Origin of the sequence: Burkholderia sp. 9120 (genome assembly GCF_000745015.1) — a bacterium.
Lineage (GTDB): Bacteria > Pseudomonadota > Gammaproteobacteria > Burkholderiales > Burkholderiaceae > Paraburkholderia.
The window spans coordinates 64,007-82,701 of the sequence record NZ_JQNA01000002.1 but is presented as its reverse complement, the minus strand read 5'-3'; the positions used below and the strand labels follow the sequence as shown (position 1 = coordinate 82,701).

Below are 18,695 nucleotides of genomic sequence, written 5' to 3'. Positions count from 1 at the left end.
GGAGCCCTCCATGAGCCATCCCGCCACCCACCCTTCCCGCCCCGCCATTCGTCGCGTCGCGTTTCTCGGCCTCGGCGTGATGGGTTATCCGATGGCCGGCCATCTCGCGAAGGCTGGCCTCGACGTGACCGTGTACAACCGCACCGCGTCGAAAGCGGATCAATGGGTCGCCGAATACGGCGGCCGCGCGGCACGCACGCCGCGTGAAGCCGCCGACGGCGCGGAGCTGATCCTCGCCTGCGTCGGCAACGACGACGATCTGCGCAGCGTCGTACTCGGCGAGCACGGCGCGTTTGCCGGCATGGCGGCGAATACCGCGTTCGTCGATCACACGACCGCGTCGGCGAACGTCGCGCGTGAACTCGCGGCACTGGCGAGCGGTCAAGGCCTGCATTTCATCGATGCACCCGTCTCCGGCGGCGAGGCCGGCGCGCAGAACGGCAAGCTGACGATCATGTGCGGCGGCGAAGCGGAGGTGTTCGACGAGGCATCGCCCGTGCTCGCGCATTACGCGGCGGCCGTCACGCTGATCGGCCCCGCCGGCGCGGGTCAGCTCGCGAAAATGGTCAACCAGATTTGCGTTGCGGGCATGGTGCAGGGACTGGCGGAGGCGATCAACTTCGGCCAGATCGCGGGCCTCGATATGCCGCTGGTGCTGCAGGTGATCGGCAAAGGCGCGGCGGCGAGCTGGCAGATGGACAACCGCGGCAAGACCATGATCGACGGCAAGTTCGATTACGGTTTTGCCGTCGACTGGATGCGCAAGGATCTGGGCGTCTGTCTGGATGAAGCGAAACGCAATGGCGCGTCGCTGCCGGTGACCGCGCTCGTCGACCAGTTTTACGCCGACGTGCAGGCGCTGGGCGGCAACCGGTTCGACACGTCGAGTCTGATCTGGCGTTTGCGGGCGCTTAAACCGGCTGTTGAGTAAGCGCGCGCCCGGCCCTCACTTCCACCACCGCAACGGCCGGCGCAAGTGGTGCCGCTCCAGCCGCACCGCCGGCCCCGCATGCAGAAACGCGGGCATTCCATCGAGCGGCGCACCGATGGCGCGTTCGCGTTCCTCGTCGGCCTCGACGGTCTTGCTGGTGTCGATGAACAACGCAGCCAGCACGCCGACCGCGAGCAGCCCCGCCGAAATCGTGAACGGCACGTTGTAGCTGCCGGTCTTCTCGATCAGATAGCCGAACACGACCGGCGAAATCATCCCCGCCACGCCGAAGCCGGTATTCATCATGCCGCCGGCCGTGCCCGCGTACTTACCGGCAATATCCAGCGGCAAAGTCCAGAGCACCGGATTGGTAATTTCGAGGAAGAAGAACGACGCCGACAGATACCACACGGCGGTGAGCGGATTCGTGGCGGACACCATCGGCACCAGAAATACCAGCGATCCGCCCATGCCGACCACCAGCACCGCGCAGCGCGCAAAGCGCAGGCGTCCGGTGATCTTGAACAGCTTGTCCGACACCACGCCGCCGAGCGTATCGCCCACCACGCCCGCCAGCAGCGGCAACGCGGTGAACAGCGCCAGTTGCTTGAGATCGAAGCCGCGCGATTCGCGCAGATACGACGGCAGCCAGGTCAGATACACCCACAACAGCCAGCCATAACAGAAGTCGACGAAGGTCACGAGCCACATGCGCCGAATCAGTTTGCGCCACGGCGTCGCCGCGTGTTTCGCGCGGTCGCAATCGCCGGTGTGGTAGCCGATTTCGCTGGTTTCTTCGGGGGTGATGCGGCGGTTCTGCTCCGGTGAGTTCGTGAACACGAACAGGTACAGCACCGTCCACGCGAGGCTGGCGATCCCGAGCAGGATGAACGCATCGCGCCAGCCGCCGGTGGCCACCACCGCGAGCACGAGCGGCGGCGTGACGGCGCCGCCCAGGCGCGCGAAGCTGTGCGTGATGCCCTGCGCAAAGCCGCGTTCCGAGACCGGCATCCAGTAGGTAAATGCACGGGTGGCGGTCGGAAACGCACCGCCTTCGCCGATGCCGAGCGCGAAGCGCATCAGCACCAGCATGGTCACGCTGCCCGCGAAACCGGTGGCGAGCGTGGCCACGCCCCAGATCAGCGACAGCACGGTCAGCACCAGCTTCGGCCCGAACTTGTCGGCGAGCCAGCCGCCGACGATCTGCATTGCCGCGTACGGGTACGCGAAGGCCGAGAACACCAGGCCAAGCTGAACCGTGGTGAGGCCCATCTCATGACGGATCAACGGACCGGCTACGGCAATGTTCACACGATCGATGTATGAGATGAAGTACATCAGACACATGACCGCCAGGATGATATGGCGTGTTTTGATACGCCGGATGCGCGTTTCCATGCTGTCTCCATGCAACGTAGTTGCTGTCTTTTGTGTGTCGAGAGCGGTGTCGATCAACCGCCGTTCGATGCTGCCGTTCTGCTGCGACTGCTGGCGCGATGCGGTGCGCGGTTCATCGGCTCTCTGGCCCTTCGGCACTTTTCCGCGTGGCTCGACGCCTCTGCTTCAACGCCCCTGCTTCAACGTCACTCACGTGGGCACCAGCTTCAATCGCTGCACCTTGCCCGACGGCCCACGCGGCAATTCGTCGACGAAACGGAATTCCTTCGGCGTCTTGTAGCGGCCCAGTTCGCGCAGGCAGTGCTCGCGGAGTTCGGCCGGATCGGGCGCGGCGCGTCCGTCGTTCAGGCGCGGCACCACGAAGGCGACGATGTCCTGCCCATACGCCGGATCGGGCACGCCGACCGCTGCGGCATCCAGCACGCCCGGATGACGCAGCAACGCCTCGTCGATCTCGCGCGGCGCGATGTTTTCGCCGCCCTTGATAATCAGTTCCTTCGCGCGGCCGTTGATGTAGAAGTAACCGTCCGCATCGCGATAACCGAGGTCGCCGGTGCGTAGCCAGCCATCGGCGGTGAACGCGGCGGCGGTTTCTTCGGGGCGCTTGTAGTAGCCGCCCATCACCTGTTCGCCGCGCAGAATCAGCTCGCCGCATTCGTCGGCGGCGCAGTCGCGCCCCTCGCGATCGATCACGCGCGCTTCGCCGCCCGAAGGCAGGCCGATGCTGCCCACCCGCCGCCGCTCCATCTCGTACGGGTTGCTGAACACTGGCGCGGCGGTTTCGGTCATCCCCATCGTTTCGATCACGCCGATGCCGAAGCGCGCCTCGAACGCGCGATGATGGTCGGCCGGCAACGCCGCCGACGCGCTGCGGCAAAACTTCAGCGCGGCCAGATCGTAGGTGCAGGCTTCATCGGCATTGAGCAGATAGGCGACGATGGTCGGCACCACGTTGATCCACGTACACGCATGCAACGTGACATCGCGCCAGAAGGTGCGTGCGGAAAACCGTGGCGTCATCACCGCCGAGCCGCCGTGAAACAGCGGCGCGAGCAGCGTCACCACCAGACCGTTGATGTGATAAAGCGGCAGCGACGCGAGCACGCGATCGTCCGCGTTCAGCCGATGTTCGGCGGTAATGTTGCGTGCGTTCGCAACCAGATTGCGGTGAGTCAGCAGCACGCCTTTGGGCGTGCCGGTGGTGCCTGAGGTGTACATCAGCAACGCGACGTCGCTGGCGGCGGGTTCGGTCGAGGCGTCGGTGGGTTCGTCGGTAACAAGGTGCGGGACGCTGCGCGGCGCAAGCGGAGTGGAAGCTGAAGTCAAAGCCGACGCCGCAGCCAGCGCAGCGTTGTGCGCTCCGGTTTCCGCCAACGCAGGCTCGCATCGCATCAGCAACGGCGGCGCCGGATCGTCCGGTTCCGTTTCAATCAACGCGATCTCGCGCGTCAGCCCTTCGGCGCGCAGAGCGGCGAGCGCCGTTTCGATCGTGGCGTGCGTGTCGCGCGCGGCGAAGATCATCCGCGTATCCGAGTGCCCGACGATGTAGCGCACCTGCGACGGCTGGCACAACAGATTCAGCGGATTCGCCACCAGCCCGCTGTACATCGCGGCAAGCAACAGCCGCGCGGTCTGGATGCCGTTGCCCATGAACACCGAAATCACGTCGCCCGGCCGCAGTCCGGCGTCCCTGAAACGCGTCTCCAGCACGCGGCAATCGTCGCGCAATGCGCCGAACGTCAGCACGGTCGCACGACGCTCGGGGGCGACCGTTTCTTCGTCGTCGAGCGCGGCCAGCAGAAAAGGCTTGTCGGGATACTGCGCGGCGCGCTCGTCGATCAGCGCGCGGAGCGTGGCGGGCGTGTTCATCGACCGTACCTCGCGAAGAAGTCGCCGAGCAGGTCGTCCGTATCCGGCACGCGCTCTTCGATCGGGTACGCGACCCGCGTCGTGTTCAGGTAGTGGCGGAAACCCAGGTTGCCCGAGAAGTTGTTGCGGCCCCACGTGCCGCAGCCCATCGACAGTGAAAACGGCAGGCCGTTGTCGAAGTTGCCGCCGGTCGCGAGGCAATGCGCCTGATTCACGATCACGCGCGCCACCGGCAAGCTCACGCCGAGTTGCACGGCTTGCGCCGCGTCGCTCGAATGCAGGCCGACCGAATGGCCGGCGCCCATGTAGGCGTAGATGTCGCGCACCACATCGGTGGCGGCGTCGAAATTCGCCGCGCGATAGACGGTCAGCACCGGCGAGAGTTTTTCGCCGGAGAACGGATAGTCGCTGCCGGCGCCGCTCTCTTCCACCATCAAAAATGCGGGATGCCGCTCGGCTATCTCATCCAGACCCGCCACGCGGGCGACGACCTCGGCGGATTTCGCGGTGCAGTGTTCGGAGAGCTTGCCGTTGACCCACATCGCCGCCTGTAGGCGGGCTTTCTGCGCAGCGTCGAGCAGGATGCCGCCACAGGCAGTCAATTCGGCCAGCATCGGCTGATAAACGGCCTCTTCGATCACGATGCTGTTTTCGGATGAGCAACTCGTGGCGTTGTCGAAGGTCTTCGAGCGCAGAATTTTTTGCGCCGCATCATGCAGATCCGCGGAGGCAGTCACGATCGACGCGACATTGCCCGCCCCCACGCCGAACGCGGGCGTGCCGCTCGCATACGCCATCCGCACATTCGCCTGCGAACCGGTGGCGACCACCAGATCGCACTGCCGCATCAGCGCGGCGGTTGCGGCCTTGCTGATCGGCGCGGGCAGCATCTGCACGAGATCGGGGTCGAGCCCGGCTTTGGCGAACTGCGCGTGAATGAACCCGATCAGCAGCGCGCACGACGAATACCCCTTCGGCGACGGCGCGACGATGACCGCATTGCCGCATTTGAGTGCGTTGATGATCTTGTTGGCCGGCGTCGCGGCCGGATTGGTCGACGGCGTGATCGCCGCCACCACGCCAACTGCGCGAGCGATCTCGACGATCCCGCTGGCGTCGTCGCGCGCGATCACGCCGGTGGTTTTCTCGCCTTGCAGATCGCGCAGCAAACCCAGCGTCTTGCGATAGTTCTTGCGGAACTTGTCGTCCGCGTTGCCGAGGCCGGTGTCGCGCACCGAGAGGTCGGCCAGTTGGCGGTTGCGCTGCGGCTCCATGATGGCCCACGCTGCCGCGGCGGCAGCGGTGTCGAGCGCCTCCTGCCCCGCGCTTTCGAAAACGCGCTGCGCCGCGCGCGCTTTCGCCACGAGTGCGGCAACCACACGTTCGGCTTCGCCGTCCGTGCGTTCGCCCGCGATTTCGGCTCCTGTGGCCCTGACGTTCATATCGGTATGCTCCGGATAGCGGTTTCGATTGCAGTGCTACCAATCTAGCCACCGGCACGCAGACCGAAGTCCCGTTTTTCGCGCTAAGCGTCGCAACGCTTTCGCGCGCATCGGAAAGTGCGGAATTCGGTACTTTCCACAGTCCCGAAAACCGTTCAATCCGATGCAAAATCAGACTTATAGCCACGTGGGCAAGGAAGCGGAATGTCGACGTCGAATCAGTCGAATGCAGCGGCGGTGCGCGCGTTTCGCGTGCTCGAAACGCTGGCCGAAGCGGGCGGCCCGTTGTCGATGACGGAGCTCGTCAACGCGCTCGGCCTGCCCAAGCAGACCGTGCACCGCATTCTCGTGCAATTGATGGACGCGTGGCTCGTCACGCGTGGCGCGGGCGACCGTCTGTACGAGTGCTCGCCGCGCGTGCGGATGCTGGCCGTGAACGTGCTGATGCACGCGGGGCCTGCTGCGGCGCGGCACGTTTTGCTCGAACAGCTGGTGGCGAAGATCGGCGAGACCTGCAATCTGACCATGCTGTCCGGCAACGACGTGGTCTACGTGGACCGCGTCGAAACCGAATGGCCGTTGCGGATGCATTTGCAACCGGGCTCGCACGTGCCGCTGCATTGCTCGGCGAGCGGCAAACTGCTGCTGAGTTTTCTGCCGAAGGATCGGCGCGAACGCGTGATTGAAACGCTGCCGCTACGCGGCTATTCGGAACGGACCATCACCGACCGCGACGCGTTGCGCAAGGAGTTGACGACCACACGGCGGCGCCTGCTCGCGATCAACAATCAGGAGCATCTGCAAGGGCTGATTGCAATCGCCGTGCCGGTGATGCTGGACCGCAATCGCGCGTGCGCGGCGATTGCGGTCCAGGCGCCGGTGGGCCGCGTCACGCTCGACGATCTGCTCGCCTTCGTGCCCGATCTGCGTTACGCGGCGGAGGAAACCGCGAAAACGTTTCGCGAGTGAGGCGGTCATGACTCAGCGCGCAAGCGCGGCACCGCGAACATATAGGCACAAACACGCGCTGCGACTTACACGCTAGCTGGGCACGCCCGCCCGCTCACTGCGCGTGCACCACCGAATCGAACGCCCCCGCCCGTCTCCGCTCTATCGCACGCGCCGACAACGCCGACACCAGCGCCGAGAACAGCACATACGCGCACACCGTCCACGGCTTGCCGCCGTTCAGGCGCATCAGGATCGTCGCGATAATCGGCGTAAGGCCGCTCGCGAAGATGCCCGAGAACTGATACACGAACGAGATGCCGGTATAGCGGACTTTCGCGTCGAACAGTTCGGCGAACAGCGCGGCCTCCGGACCATAGACCATCGCGTAGAAAATGCCGAACGGAATCACGATCGCGGTCCAGATCAGCAGCGTGTTGCCCGGCTGCATTTCGATCAGCCAGAACGACGGAAACACCGAGATGCCGCAAATCAGCGAACCCCAGAAATACACCTTCGCGCGGCCGATCCGGTCCGACAAACTGCCGAACAGCGGAATGAAGAAGCACATCACGGCAGCCGCGATCATTACGCCGAGCAACGCATCTGTTCGGCTCATCGCGACGTGTTGCGTCAGGTAACCGATCGAAAACACCGCGAAGACATTGAAGAACACGCCGTCGATATACCGTGCGCCCATGCCGAGCATCACCTCGCTACGATAGCGCGTGATCATATCGATGAACGGAATCCTGGCTTCCCGTCCGCCGCGCTTGAGGGCCATAAATTCCGGCGTTTCCATCACTTTCGAGCGGATATACAGGCCGATCACCACGAGCCCCAGCGACGCGCCGAACGCGATCCGCCAGCCCCATGACAGAAACGCCGCTTCGGGCAGCAGGCGCGACAGACTCGCGACCATCCCCGACGCGAGACAGAGGCCAATCGACAGACCGATTTGCGGCAAGCTCGCGTAGAGCCCGCGCTTTTCGGGCGGCGCGTATTCGTACGCCATCAGCACCGCCCCGCCCCACTCGCCGCCGAGACCAATGCCCTGCAATACGCGCAGCGACAACAGCAGAATCGGCGCCCAGATACCGATCTGCGCATACGTTGGCACGAATGCGACGCCGGCCGTGGAAATCCCCATGATGATCAGCGTCAGGATCAGCGCCGACTTGCGGCCGATCTTGTCGCCGAAGTGGCCGAACAGCACGCCGCCCAGCGGCCGCGTGACGAACCCGACCGCGAAGGTCGAATACGCGAGCAGCGTGGACACCAGCGGATCGCTGGCGGGGAAATAGAGCTTGTTGAAGACGATGCCGGCCACCACGCCGTACAGGAAAAAGTCATACCATTCGACGGTTGCGCCGATCACACTGGCGAAGGCCACGCGCCGGATAGTACGGGGATCGATTGCCATAGCAGTTGCTCCTCAATGGACGGCCATGCCACTTGTGTTCAGCACTCGTGCTCACAGGCGGCCGGACGAAAACCCCAGTTGTCTCCTCCGGGGGTGTTGTTGGCAGACAGCGAGCCGTTCGTGAAACGGCGGGCTCGCGACTGCATTGCGCGGCGCGTTTCGGCCGCGTTGTTTTGCATCTGCTGTGTTGCACCTGCTGTATTGCACCTGCAAACTTCTAAGCCGCCACCTTCGCCGCGGGCGCCACCGCCGCGCCGCGATCGACGCCGCGCGCGTCGTCGAGAATCATGTCCGACGCTTTTTCCGCCACCATCACGATCGGCACATTCGTATTACCCGACACCAGCGTCGGCATGATCGAACAGTCCACCACGCGCAAGCCCTGCGTGCCGTACACGCGCAAACGCTCGTCGACCACCGCGAGCGGATCGCCGGCCGTCCCCATCTTCGCTGTACCAGACGGATGGAAAATTGTCTGTCCGTATTCCCGGCAGAACTCGAGCAATTCGTCGTCGGTCTGCGCGTCCGCGCCGGGCCGGACTTCGCGCTTCATCAGACCAGCCATCGGCTCGGCCGCCGCGACGCGGCGCGCAAAGCGCACGCCGGCAATCGTCGTGCGACGGTCGAACTCGGTGTCGAGATAATTCGGCTGGATCGACGGCGCTTCACGCGGATCGGTACTGCGAATCCGTACCGCGCCGCGCGATTCGGGACGCAACTGGCACACCGAATACGTGCAGCCGGGAAACGCGTGAACGTTGCCGCCCGCCGAATCCGCCGATAGCGTCGAGAAATGGAACTGGATATCCGGCGTTGGCGATTCCTGCGGCAACGCGCGGCAGAACATGCCGCCCTGGTTGATGCCGACGGCCAGCGGGCCACTGCGCAGCAACGCCCATTGCAGGCCCATTTTTGCGCGGCCCGTCCACGATCGCAGTTGATCGTTGGTGGTGATCGGCTTGCTGACTTCATAGATCAGACGGATCTGCAGATGGTCCTGCAGATTGCCGCCGACACCCGCCCGATTGGCCACCACCGGAATACCGAATTCGCGCAGCAGCGCGGCCGGTCCCACGCCTGACAGTTGCAGCAACTGCGGCGACTGCAGCGCGCCGGCCGTCAGGATCACTTCGCGATTCGCGCGCACTTCCCGCAGTTCGCCGCGCTGCCGGTATTGCACGCCACAGGCGCGGGTGCCCTCGAACAGAATTTTCGAGGCCATCGCATCCGTTTCGACGTGCAGGTTTTTGCGTTGCCGCGCAGGCTTCAGATAGGCCACCGCCGTGGAACAGCGGAAGCCGCGCCGAGTCGTCAACTGGTAATAGCCGACGCCTTCCTGATCGCCCGTGTTGAAATCATCGACGCTTGCCACGCCTAACGAATTGGACGCCGCGATAAACGCGTCGACCAGTTCATGCCGCTGCTTGATGGTCGAGGCCCACAACGGCCCGTCGACGCCACGCGTCGGCCCTTCCCCGAGTTCGTTGTGCTCCAGCCGCCTGAAATACGGCAGACATTCGTTCCAGCTCCAGCCACGATTGCCGAGCCGCGCCCACTGGTCGTAATCGTCTTTCTGGCCGCGTACATAGATCAGGCCGTTAATCGAACTGCTGCCGCCGAGCGTGCGGCCGCGCGGCCAGTAAAGCCGGCGATTGTGCATGTTCGGATCGGGATCGGTATAGAAGCCCCAGTTATAGACCGGGTGAAACATCGTCTTGCCATAACCAATGGGGATATGAATCCACATGAAGCGATCGGCGGGGCCGGCTTCGAGTAAACACACCGAGTAGCGGCCGCCTTCGGAAAGCCGGTTGGCGAGCACGCAGCCCGCTGAACCCGCGCCGACGACCACGAAGTCGAATCGATCTGCCATGTGACGTGTCTCCGATCACGCAACCTGAATTGCGAGCGTTTTATAAAAACCGGTATGTTTCGTTGAAATTTATGTTCAGCCGGTTTCTTGTTCAAGAAATTCCCGCTAAGATCGGCCCATGTGAAACAGAAACACGATTTTTTGTTTCAGTTTTCGCAATGACCGCCCCGCTGCGCAACGGTCGCGGACGCCGGGCACTCCTCGATCGACAGCAAGGAAGCGTATGCAGGCACACTGCCCGTCCCCACGCAGCGAACCCCTCACCGAAGATTCACGGGCGTTGCGCGCATTGGCGGTGCTCGAACAACTGGCGGCGGCGGGACAGCCGTATTCGCTGTCGCAACTTTCGCTGCGCCTGCACATTCCCAAAGCCACCTTGATGCGCCTGATCGAATCGCTCGAAGCGCAGGGCTATGTCACGCATCTGCCCGACTCGCGCGGCACGGATCGCGGCATCACGCTGGGGCCGAAAGCGGCGCAACTCGCGCTCACCACGCTGGCCAACAACACCTTCGGGCGCGCCTGCCGCTCGCTGCTACGCGCGCTGGTGGATGCGCTCGGCGAGACCTGCAACCTGACCGCGCTCGACCGCGACACGGTGCTGTATCTGGAGCGTGTGGAAACCGCCGAGCCGTTGCGCCTGCATCTGCAACCGGGCACCCGCGTGCCGCTGCACTGCACCGCCAGCGGCAAACTGTTCCTCGCGCAGATGCCGCCCGTAGAACGTCGCGCGATGCTGGCGCGGCTGACGCTCGAACGCAAAACCCAGAACACGCTGACGGAGATGAATCTGCTGGAAGCGGAACTCGACCGGCTCGCGGTGCGCGGTATCGGGATCGACAATGAAGAGCTGGTGCGCGGCATGGTGGCGGTCGCGGTGCCGGTGCGCGACGCGAGCGGCACGCATCTGCTGGCGGCACTGGCGATTCACGCGCCCACCGCGCGCGCGAGTCTGAACGATCTGCTGAAGACCGTGCCGCGGCTCAAGGAGGCGGCGCTGAAGCTCGCGCCGCTGTTGTCCGCCACGACCTCCATGGAGCACGCGAACCATGACCGCTGACGCCTTGCCGATGAGCGATCCGTACGATCCGGGCCACGTATCCGCCGACGCTTCCGCCGCCGCGCAAACCGCGCGTGCGAAGGCCGGGCCGCCCGGAACGGAACGGTACAATGACGCCGATCCATTTTCCGGAACGGCAGGCATGACCAAAGCGGATACCCCGACGCTGCGCGCCTTCGCGCTGCTCGAACACCTCGTCAATACCGACGGCCCGGTGTCGCTCGCCGACATCGCGCAAGACGTCGCGCTGCCCAAGGCGTCGTTGCATCGCATGCTCGCCTCGCTGGAGGCCGGCGGCCTGGTGATCCGCGAACCGGGGCAGAAGAACGCGTATGTGATCGGGCCGCGCCTCGCGCAACTCGCGTTGGGCGTGGTGATGCATCCGGGCACGCGGCGCTTGCGTCACGCGATCCTCGCGCGGCTGGTGGCCGATCTCGGCGAAACCTGCAATCTGACGATGCTGCATGAAACCGAGGTGCTCTACCTCGACCGCATGGAAGCGCCCTGGCCGTTGCGCCTCGATCTCAAACCAGGCTCGCACGTGCCCGCGTATTGCAGCGCGAGCGGCAAGCTGCTGTTGTCCATGCTGCCGCGCGAACAGCGCTCGGCGCTGGTGCGCGCGCTGAAGCTCGAACGCTTCACGCAGAACACGATTACCGATCCGGAGTTACTTGAGGCGGAACTCGATCGCACCGCGCACAAGCGCATCGCGATCGATAACGAAGAGTTTCTGGCCGGTATTGTGTGCGTCGCGGCGCCGGTGGTGGATGACAGCGGTGCGTGTATCGCGGCGATCGCCGTGCATGCGCCGGTGTCGCGCGCGCCGCTGTCACGGACGCTGGAATTTGTGCCGCGGCTTCAGGAAGCGGCTAGAGAACTCGCCAAGACCTTCTGACGCGGTGTGGGGCGCGGGAGGTGCGTGAGGCGCAAACTTCGCGCACGTGCCTGCGTTAAGCGTGCGTTGTGCGTATGTTGGCGCGCCGCCGGGTTCGCGTATCGCGCGCGATACGGTCCTGGCCGCTTCACCGCTTCATTCTTCCGCGGGCTTCTGCTTACGCACTAACCCGGCCAGCAGGCGCACGCCCTCATCGATCTTCTCCAGCTTGATCGCCGAGAAGCCCATCCGGAAGCAATGCTTCTGCTCCAGCCCATCCATAAAGAACACGTCGCCCCGTTCGATCAGAATGCCATGCGCTTCGGCATCGGCGACGAGACGTTCGGCGTCGAGCCATAGCGGCCCTTCCACCCAGCATGACGCGCCACCCGTCACCGGCAGATAGCGGGCCTCGGGCAGATACGCGTCGAGCGCGGCCATCAGCGCCAACGCACGCTCGCGGTACGCAAACGCCAGCCGCCGCAGCAGCGCGTCGTGATGACCCAGCGACAGAAACGTCGCGAACGCGCGCTGAATATAAGCCGCCGGGTGACGCACCATCAGCCGCCGCAACGCGCGCAATTCCAGCACCAGTTCGCGTGGTCCGACGATATAACCCAGCCGCAAACCCGGTGCGAACGTCTTCGACAGACTGCCGATATAGATCACGCGATCGGCGGTATCCAGGCTCTTGAGCGCCGGATGCGGCGTGCCCGAGAAGTTGTTCTCGCTCTCGTAGTCGTCTTCGATCAGCACGAAATCGTGCTGCTGCGCGAGTTCCAGCAGCGCATGACGGCGGTCGATCGGCATGGTCGCCGTGGTCGGGCACTGATGGCTCGGCGTCACGTACACGTAGTCGCACTGCGCGAACAGGTGAGCATCTTCGACGGGACGCACGCCGCCCGCATCGACCGGCAGCGGCACCAGCCGCGCGTTGCGATTCTCGAAGATGTTGCGCGCATCCGGATAGCCGGGGTTTTCGAAACCCACGGTGGTGCGCTCGCGGGCCAGCAGATCCGCGATCAGATAGAGCGCCTGCTGGCAGCCGATCGTGATGACGATCTCGTCCGGCATGGCGAACACGCCACGCCGCGGCAGCACGCGCGTGCGAATCTGCTCGATCAGCGTGTCGTCGTCGCGGCCGATCAGATCGGGCGCCCAGTTGCGGATCTCCATCACCGAAAGCGCCTTCATGCAGCATTCCCGCCAGTCGTTGGTGGGAAACAGCGTCTGGTCGAATTGTCCGTAGATGAAGGGATAGTCGTAGTTCTGCCAGTTGCCCGGCTTGACGATGTTGCGCTGCGCCGACGGTGGCCGCTGCACGCGCTGCGCCCAGTCGGGCCGCGCATGCGCGTCTTCGTGCCCATTCGTCGCGACCGTCTGCGTCGGCGTGAAACCGTGACGCCCTTCCAGCATCGCCGGATTGACGAAATGGCCGCTGCGCTCGCGCGAAATCAGATAGCCCTCCTCGACCAGCTGCTGATACGCCAGCACGACCGTATTGCGCGCGACACTCAGTTGATCGGCCAATTCGCGGCTCGACGGCAGCGCGGTCTGCGGGGGCAGCTGGCCGTCCAGAATCGCGGCCACCAGCATCCGCCGGATCTGCCCTTGCAGGCTCATGGTCGAGTCGCCCGGACGCTGAAAACGCTGCGTCCATAGGGCTGTCGCGGTACGGCTGGACATGCTTCCTCCTCAAATGACAGGGAGCCGGGCGGATGTGGACTCAACGATCGCCGCCGTCTGGCACTAACTTGCTCCATTTTTTACTGACGATACTCGACTCACCCCGTCCAACGCGATCGGGACAAGCACCGGTCGTGGCCACACGATCTTCCTGCTCCATCGGCAAGACCTTCTGAGACCTATTATGAAACGCCATAAAAACTCGACATCAAGGCCCTGGTTCCAATGGACGGCGCGCTGCGTGCTGTCGCTGCTGTTCGCCGCCACGGCGGCGCTCGTGGCGACGCCCAGCCACGCCGAAGACAAGGAAATCACGATCGCCTATCAGCAGATCGTCGATCCGTGGGTGGTCGGCATCGCGAACGGCTCGATCGAAAAAGCCACCGGCTACAAGATCAACTGGCGGCAATTCGAGTCGGGCGCGAAAGTGGCGACCGCTTTGGCCTCAGGCGACGTCAAGGTCGGCGTGATCGGTTCTAGCCCGCTCGCGGCCGCGGTCAGCCAGGGGCTCGATCTGCAACTGTTCTGGATTCTCGACAACATCAACCAGGCTGAAGCGATGGTGGTGCGCAACGGCGCCGGCATCACGAAACCCGCCGAGCTGAAGGGCAAAACCATCGGCGTGCCGTTCGTCTCCACGACCCACTATCACACCATGTTCGCGCTGCAGCACTGGGGCATCGATCCGTCCAGCGTGAAGATCCTGAACATGCAGCCGAACCAGATCGTCGCGGCCTGGGAGCGTGGCGATATCGACGCGGCCTACGTGTGGAATCCCGCGCTCGCCGAGCTGAAGAAAAGCGGCAAGGTGCTGATCACGTCGGGCGATCTGTCGAAACTCGGCAAGCCGACCTTCGACGGCATCGCGGTGGACCGTCAATGGGGCGAAGCACATAAGGACTTCATGGCGAAGCTCGTTAAGGCCATCGCCGACGCCGACCAGCAATACCGCGCCAATCCGGCGCAATGGAACGCGACCTCGCCGCAAGCCGCGGCGATCGCGAAGATGATCGGCGGCACGCCTGCCGACGTGCCGGACTCGCTGTCGCTGTATGCGTTCCCGACGCTGCAGGAGCAGGCCTCCGCGCAATGGCTCGGCGGCGGCACAACGAGCCGCGCGGCGCTGGCGCTCAAGGACACCTCGGAGTTCCTGAAGAGCCAGAAGCAGATCGGCACCGTGCTGCCCGATTACTCGAAGTTCGTGACGCCGGCTTATGCCGAAGCCGCGGCCAAACTCAAGTGACGTCGCCTTGGGCTTCAACAGAGATTGACGCGTTTCAGGAGGCAATATGGAAAACATGACTATCAGGAACGTCAGCGTGACGTTTCCGGGGCGTCGGCCCGGCCAGACCGTACGGGCGCTCGACGACATCAACCTGACCATCCGCCCGGGAGATTTCGTGGTGGCGCTGGGCGCGTCCGGCTGCGGCAAGACGACGCTGCTGTCGTTGATGGCCGGCTTCATCGCGCCGACCCAGGGCGAACTGCTGCTGGGCGGCGAGCCGATTGCGGGCCCCGGTGCGGATCGCGGCGTGGTGTTCCAGAAGCACGCGCTGCTGCCGTGGCTCAACGTGATCGACAACGCCGAATTCGGCCTCAAGCTGCAAGGCGTGCCGCGCGCGCAGCGTCGTGAGATTGCTGTGCGAAACCTCGCGCTGGTGGGCCTGCAGGACTTCCACAAGCACATGATCTATCAGCTCTCGGGCGGCATGCAGCAACGCGTGGGGATTGCCCGCGCGCTCACCTGCGACCCGGCCATGCTGCTGATGGACGAACCGATGGCCGCGCTCGACGCCCTCACCCGCGAGACCATTCAGGAGCTGCTGCTCGACGTCTGGAAGAAGACCGGCAAGATGTATTTCTTCATCACCCACAGCGTGGAGGAAGCGCTGTTTCTGGCGAGCCGCCTGATCGTGATGTCGCCGCGGCCGGGGCGCATCACGCACACCTACGAACTGGATTTCAACCGCGGTTTTCTCGACACGCGCGACGCGCGCGCCATCAAATCGAGTCCCGATTTCATCGCGATGCGCGAGCAGGTCCTCAACATCATTTACGGCGACGAGAAGCTGCACGCCGTCGAAGCCGGGGTGGCGCATGTTTAGTTCCAAATCCGCACAAGCCGTTCTGCGGCACGAGGTCTCGCCGATGGACACCAACGCGCCGATCGAACCAATCGAACCACCCCGCCGGCCAGGCCGCAAAACCCGCGTGCTGGCGAAGAAACCCGCCCGCCCCGGCGACACCTTCGGCGTGCCGGGCCAGGGCAGCAGCGTCGTGACGAGCCTGATTACCGTGGCCGCGTTTCTCGGCCTCTGGTTCGCCGCGACCAACCTGCACTGGATCAAACCGCTGTTCCTGCCGTCGCCGCAGGCCGTCTACGCGAAGTTCATCTTCGTCGCCACCGAAGGCTTCGCCAACTCGACGCTCGCACAGCACACAGGCGTGAGCCTCTTGCGCGTGTTCGGCGCGTTCGCGCTGGCCTGCGTCACGGCGATTCCGATCGGCGTGATGATGGGCGTGTCGCGTTTCGCGCGCGGCGCCTTCGATCCGCCGATCGAGTTCTACCGGCCCCTGCCGCCGCTCGCGTATTTGCCGCTCATCATCATCTGGTTCGGCATCGGCGAATTTTCGAAAGTGCTGCTGATCTATCTCGCCATCTTCGCGCCGCTCGCCATCGCGGCGCGCGCCGGGGTGCGCTCGGTGTCGATCGAACAGATTCACGCCGCGTATTCGATGGGCGCCTCGCGTACGCAAGTGGTGCTGTACGTGATCCTGAAGTCGGCGATGCCGGAGATTTTCACCGGCATGCGGATCGGCATCGGCGTCGGCTGGACCACGCTGGTGGCCGCCGAAATGGTCGCATCAACCAGCGGCCTCGGCTTCATGGTGCTCAACGCCGCGGAGTTCCTCGCAAGCGACGTCGTGATCATGGGGATCATCGTGATCGGCTTCTTCGCGCTCTGCTTCGACCTGCTGATGCGCTACCTCGAACGCGTGCTGGTGCCGTGGAAAGGCCGGGTTTAACGGCTCGGGCGGCAACGCTCGTAAAGCGCTGCCGTGTCGCCCTTCGCATATCGGAACATATTGGTACAAAACGTTCCACTTATTGTATTTTCGATTGACGCCCCGAAAAGCCTGCCCTACATTTTAGACACCAAGCATTTTTCGGTATTTTTTGTTCCACTTATCTTAAAGAGCCGGAGACACCCCCATGAGCGAGCAGAATCCTTCCCCGCGTGACGCCAGCGCCGACCACCGCGCGAGCGGCCCGCAAGCCATGACGCCGTCCGAAGCCTTCGTCGAAACCCTGGCGGCCAATGGTGTGACCGACATGTTCGGCATCATGGGCTCGGCGTTCATGGACGCGATGGACATCTTCGCACCCGCCGGCATCCGCCTGATTCCCGTGGTTCACGAGCAAGGCGCCGGCCACATGGCCGATGGTTATTCGCGCGTGTCGGGCCGTCACGGCGTGGTGATCGGCCAGAACGGCCCGGGCATCAGCAATTGCGTCACGGCGATCGCGGCGGCCTACTGGGCGCATAGCCCGGTGGTGATCGTGACGCCGGAAGCCGGCACCATGGGTATCGGTCTCGGCGGCTTCCAGGAAGCCAAACAACTGCCCATGTTCCAGGAGTTCACCAAGTACCAGGGCCACGTCACGCACCCTGCGCGGATGGCGGAATTCACCGGCCGCTGCTTTGACCGCGCGATGGCGGAAATGGGCCCGACCCAGCTCAACATTCCGCGCGATTACTTCTACGGTCAGGTCAAGGTGGAGATTCCGCAACCGCAGCGGCTCGACCGCGGCGCCGGCGGCGATCAGCGTCTGGACGAAGCCGCCGAACTGCTCGCGCAGGCCAAATTCCCCGTGATCATTTCCGGCGGCGGCGTGGTGATGGCCGACGCCGTCGAAGAATGCAAGGCGCTCGCCGAGCGCCTCGGCGCGCCAGTGGTCAACAGCTATCTGCACAACGACTCGTTCCCGGCGAATCATCCGCTGTGGTGCGGCCCGCTCGGCTATCAGGGTTCCAAGGCGGCGATGAAGCTGCTCTCGCGCGCCGACGTGGTGATCGCGCTCGGCTCGCGGCTCGGGCCGTTCGGCACGTTGCCGCAGCACGGCATGGATTACTGGCCGACCAGCGCGAAGATCATCCAGATCGACGCCGATCACAAGATGCTCGGCCTCGTGAAGAAGATCTCGGTCGGCATCTGCGGCGATGCGAAGGCGGCCGCCATTGCGCTGACGCAGCGTCTGGCCGATCGCAAGATTGCCTGCGACGCGACCCGCAACGAACGCGGCGATCAGATCGCCTCGGAAAAAGCGGCGTGGGAGAAAGAACTCGATGAGTGGACCCACGAACGCGACCCGTACAGCCTCGACATGATCGAGGAGCAGAAGCAGGAACGCACGCCGGGTGGCGGCACCTATCTGCATCCGCGCCAGGTGCTGCGCGAACTGGAAAAGGCCATGCCGGAAGACGTGATGGTCTCGACGGACATCGGCAACATCAACTCCGTCTCCAACAGCTACCTGCGCTTCAACAAGCCGCGCAGCTTCTTCGCGGCGATGAGCTGGGGCAATTGCGGCTACGCGTTCCCGACCATCATCGGCGCGAAGGTTGCCGCGCCGCACCGCCCCGCCATTTCGTATGCCGGCGACGGCGCGTGGGGCATGAGCATGATGGAAACCATGACCTGCGTGCGCCACAACATTCCGGTGACGGCCGTGGTGTTTCATAACCGCCAATGGGGCGCGGAGAAGAAGAACCAGGTGGACTTCTACAACCGCCGCTTCGTCGCCGGTGAACTCGACAACCAGAGCTTCGCGGAGATCGCGAAGGCAATGGGCGCCGAAGGGATCGTGGTGGACCGACTTGAGGACGTCGGCCCGGCATTGAAGCGCGCCATCGATCTGCAGATGAATCACGGCAAGACCACGATCATCGAGATCATGTGTACCCGCGAACTGGGCGACCCGTTCCGCCGCGATGCGCTCGCCAAGCCGGTGCGCATGCTCGACAAGTACAAGGACTACGTTTGAGCACAGCAGGCATCTGAGTGTCGGCGGGCTCCGGTTTTCGTCTTGTAGCTTGAGGCGGTCGGAGCCCGCCGTGCTTGCGGGTCGCCGGTTCGAATGCCGTTCGCGGCGTTCCTCTGCACGGCCCCTTCGCTGCGTGTCTTGCGG

The 18,695-nt window shown here is 64.3% G+C and carries 14 protein-coding genes; 8 read left to right on the top strand and 6 right to left on the bottom strand.

The window, feature by feature from the left end:
- The first annotated feature begins 10 nt into the window (after positions 1-10).
- Positions 11-931: an NAD(P)-dependent oxidoreductase gene (locus FA94_RS08745; protein WP_035549762.1), complete on the top strand. Its 921-nt coding sequence runs from the start codon at positions 11-13 to the stop codon at positions 929-931.
- Between the two features lie 15 nt (positions 932-946).
- Here the strand turns inward: FA94_RS08745 and FA94_RS08740 are convergent, their stop codons facing one another.
- The 3 genes from FA94_RS08740 to sauS all read right to left on the bottom strand — a co-directional run bounded on the left by FA94_RS08740 (position 947) and on the right by sauS (position 5,640).
- On the bottom strand, positions 947-2,329 hold the full coding sequence (locus FA94_RS08740; protein ID WP_035561673.1) for an MFS transporter: 1,383 nt from the start codon (positions 2,327-2,329) through the stop codon (positions 947-949).
- A gap of 189 nt (positions 2,330-2,518) precedes the next feature.
- On the bottom strand, positions 2,519-4,198 hold the full coding sequence (locus FA94_RS08735; protein WP_035549759.1) for an AMP-binding protein: 1,680 nt from the start codon (positions 4,196-4,198) through the stop codon (positions 2,519-2,521).
- On the bottom strand, positions 4,195-5,640 hold the full coding sequence (gene sauS, locus FA94_RS08730; protein ID WP_035549756.1) for an acylating sulfoacetaldehyde dehydrogenase: 1,446 nt from the start codon (positions 5,638-5,640) through the stop codon (positions 4,195-4,197). Before sauS ends, FA94_RS08735 begins: the two co-directional genes overlap by 4 nt.
- A 204-nt stretch (positions 5,641-5,844) precedes the next feature.
- Between sauS and FA94_RS08725 the strand changes: the two genes are divergently transcribed.
- Positions 5,845-6,609 carry an IclR family transcriptional regulator gene (locus FA94_RS08725; RefSeq protein WP_035549754.1) on the top strand — a complete coding sequence of 255 codons (765 nt, stop codon included), beginning with the start codon at positions 5,845-5,847 and terminating at the stop codon, positions 6,607-6,609.
- 94 nt (positions 6,610-6,703) lie between these two features.
- Here the strand turns inward: FA94_RS08725 and FA94_RS08720 are convergent, their stop codons facing one another.
- Positions 6,704-8,011, bottom strand: coding sequence for an MFS transporter (locus FA94_RS08720; RefSeq protein ID WP_035549751.1), 1,308 nt, complete (start codon positions 8,009-8,011; stop codon positions 6,704-6,706).
- Positions 8,012-8,228: 217 nt separating this feature from the next.
- Positions 8,229-9,884, bottom strand: coding sequence for a GMC family oxidoreductase (locus tag FA94_RS08715; protein WP_035549747.1), 1,656 nt, complete (start codon positions 9,882-9,884; stop codon positions 8,229-8,231).
- A gap of 223 nt (positions 9,885-10,107) precedes the next feature.
- Between FA94_RS08715 and FA94_RS08710 the strand changes: the two genes are divergently transcribed.
- Positions 10,108-10,944, top strand: a complete 837-nt coding sequence (locus FA94_RS08710) for an IclR family transcriptional regulator (protein WP_035549744.1) — start codon at positions 10,108-10,110, stop codon at positions 10,942-10,944.
- Between the two features lie 142 nt (positions 10,945-11,086).
- On the top strand, positions 11,087-11,839 hold the full coding sequence (locus FA94_RS08705) for an IclR family transcriptional regulator (protein ID WP_035561669.1): 753 nt from the start codon (positions 11,087-11,089) through the stop codon (positions 11,837-11,839).
- A gap of 135 nt (positions 11,840-11,974) precedes the next feature.
- Here FA94_RS08705 and pdxR read toward each other — a convergent pair whose 3' ends face one another.
- Positions 11,975-13,504, bottom strand: coding sequence for a MocR-like pyridoxine biosynthesis transcription factor PdxR (pdxR, locus tag FA94_RS08700; RefSeq protein WP_035549742.1), 1,530 nt, complete (start codon positions 13,502-13,504; stop codon positions 11,975-11,977).
- Positions 13,505-13,688: 184 nt separating this feature from the next.
- Here pdxR and tauA point away from each other — a divergent pair, with 184 nt between their 5' ends.
- The 4 genes from tauA to xsc all read left to right on the top strand — a co-directional run bounded on the left by tauA (position 13,689) and on the right by xsc (position 18,551).
- Positions 13,689-14,747 carry a taurine ABC transporter substrate-binding protein gene (gene tauA / locus FA94_RS08695; RefSeq protein WP_156126597.1) on the top strand — a complete coding sequence of 353 codons (1,059 nt, stop codon included), beginning with the start codon at positions 13,689-13,691 and terminating at the stop codon, positions 14,745-14,747.
- 46 nt (positions 14,748-14,793) lie between these two features.
- Entirely contained in the window at positions 14,794-15,609 is an 816-nt protein-coding gene (locus FA94_RS08690; RefSeq protein WP_035549737.1) for a taurine ABC transporter ATP-binding protein, read from the top strand.
- Entirely contained in the window at positions 15,602-16,531 is a 930-nt protein-coding gene (locus FA94_RS08685; protein WP_156126596.1) for an ABC transporter permease subunit, read from the top strand. The genes FA94_RS08690 and FA94_RS08685 overlap by 8 nt, the downstream gene beginning before the upstream one ends.
- Before the next feature lie 187 nt (positions 16,532-16,718).
- The gene (gene xsc / locus FA94_RS08680) at positions 16,719-18,551 is read left to right on the top strand and encodes a sulfoacetaldehyde acetyltransferase (protein WP_035549733.1); all 1,833 of its coding nucleotides are present in this window, start codon (positions 16,719-16,721) and stop codon (positions 18,549-18,551) included.
- The last annotated feature ends 144 nt before the right edge of the window (positions 18,552-18,695 follow it).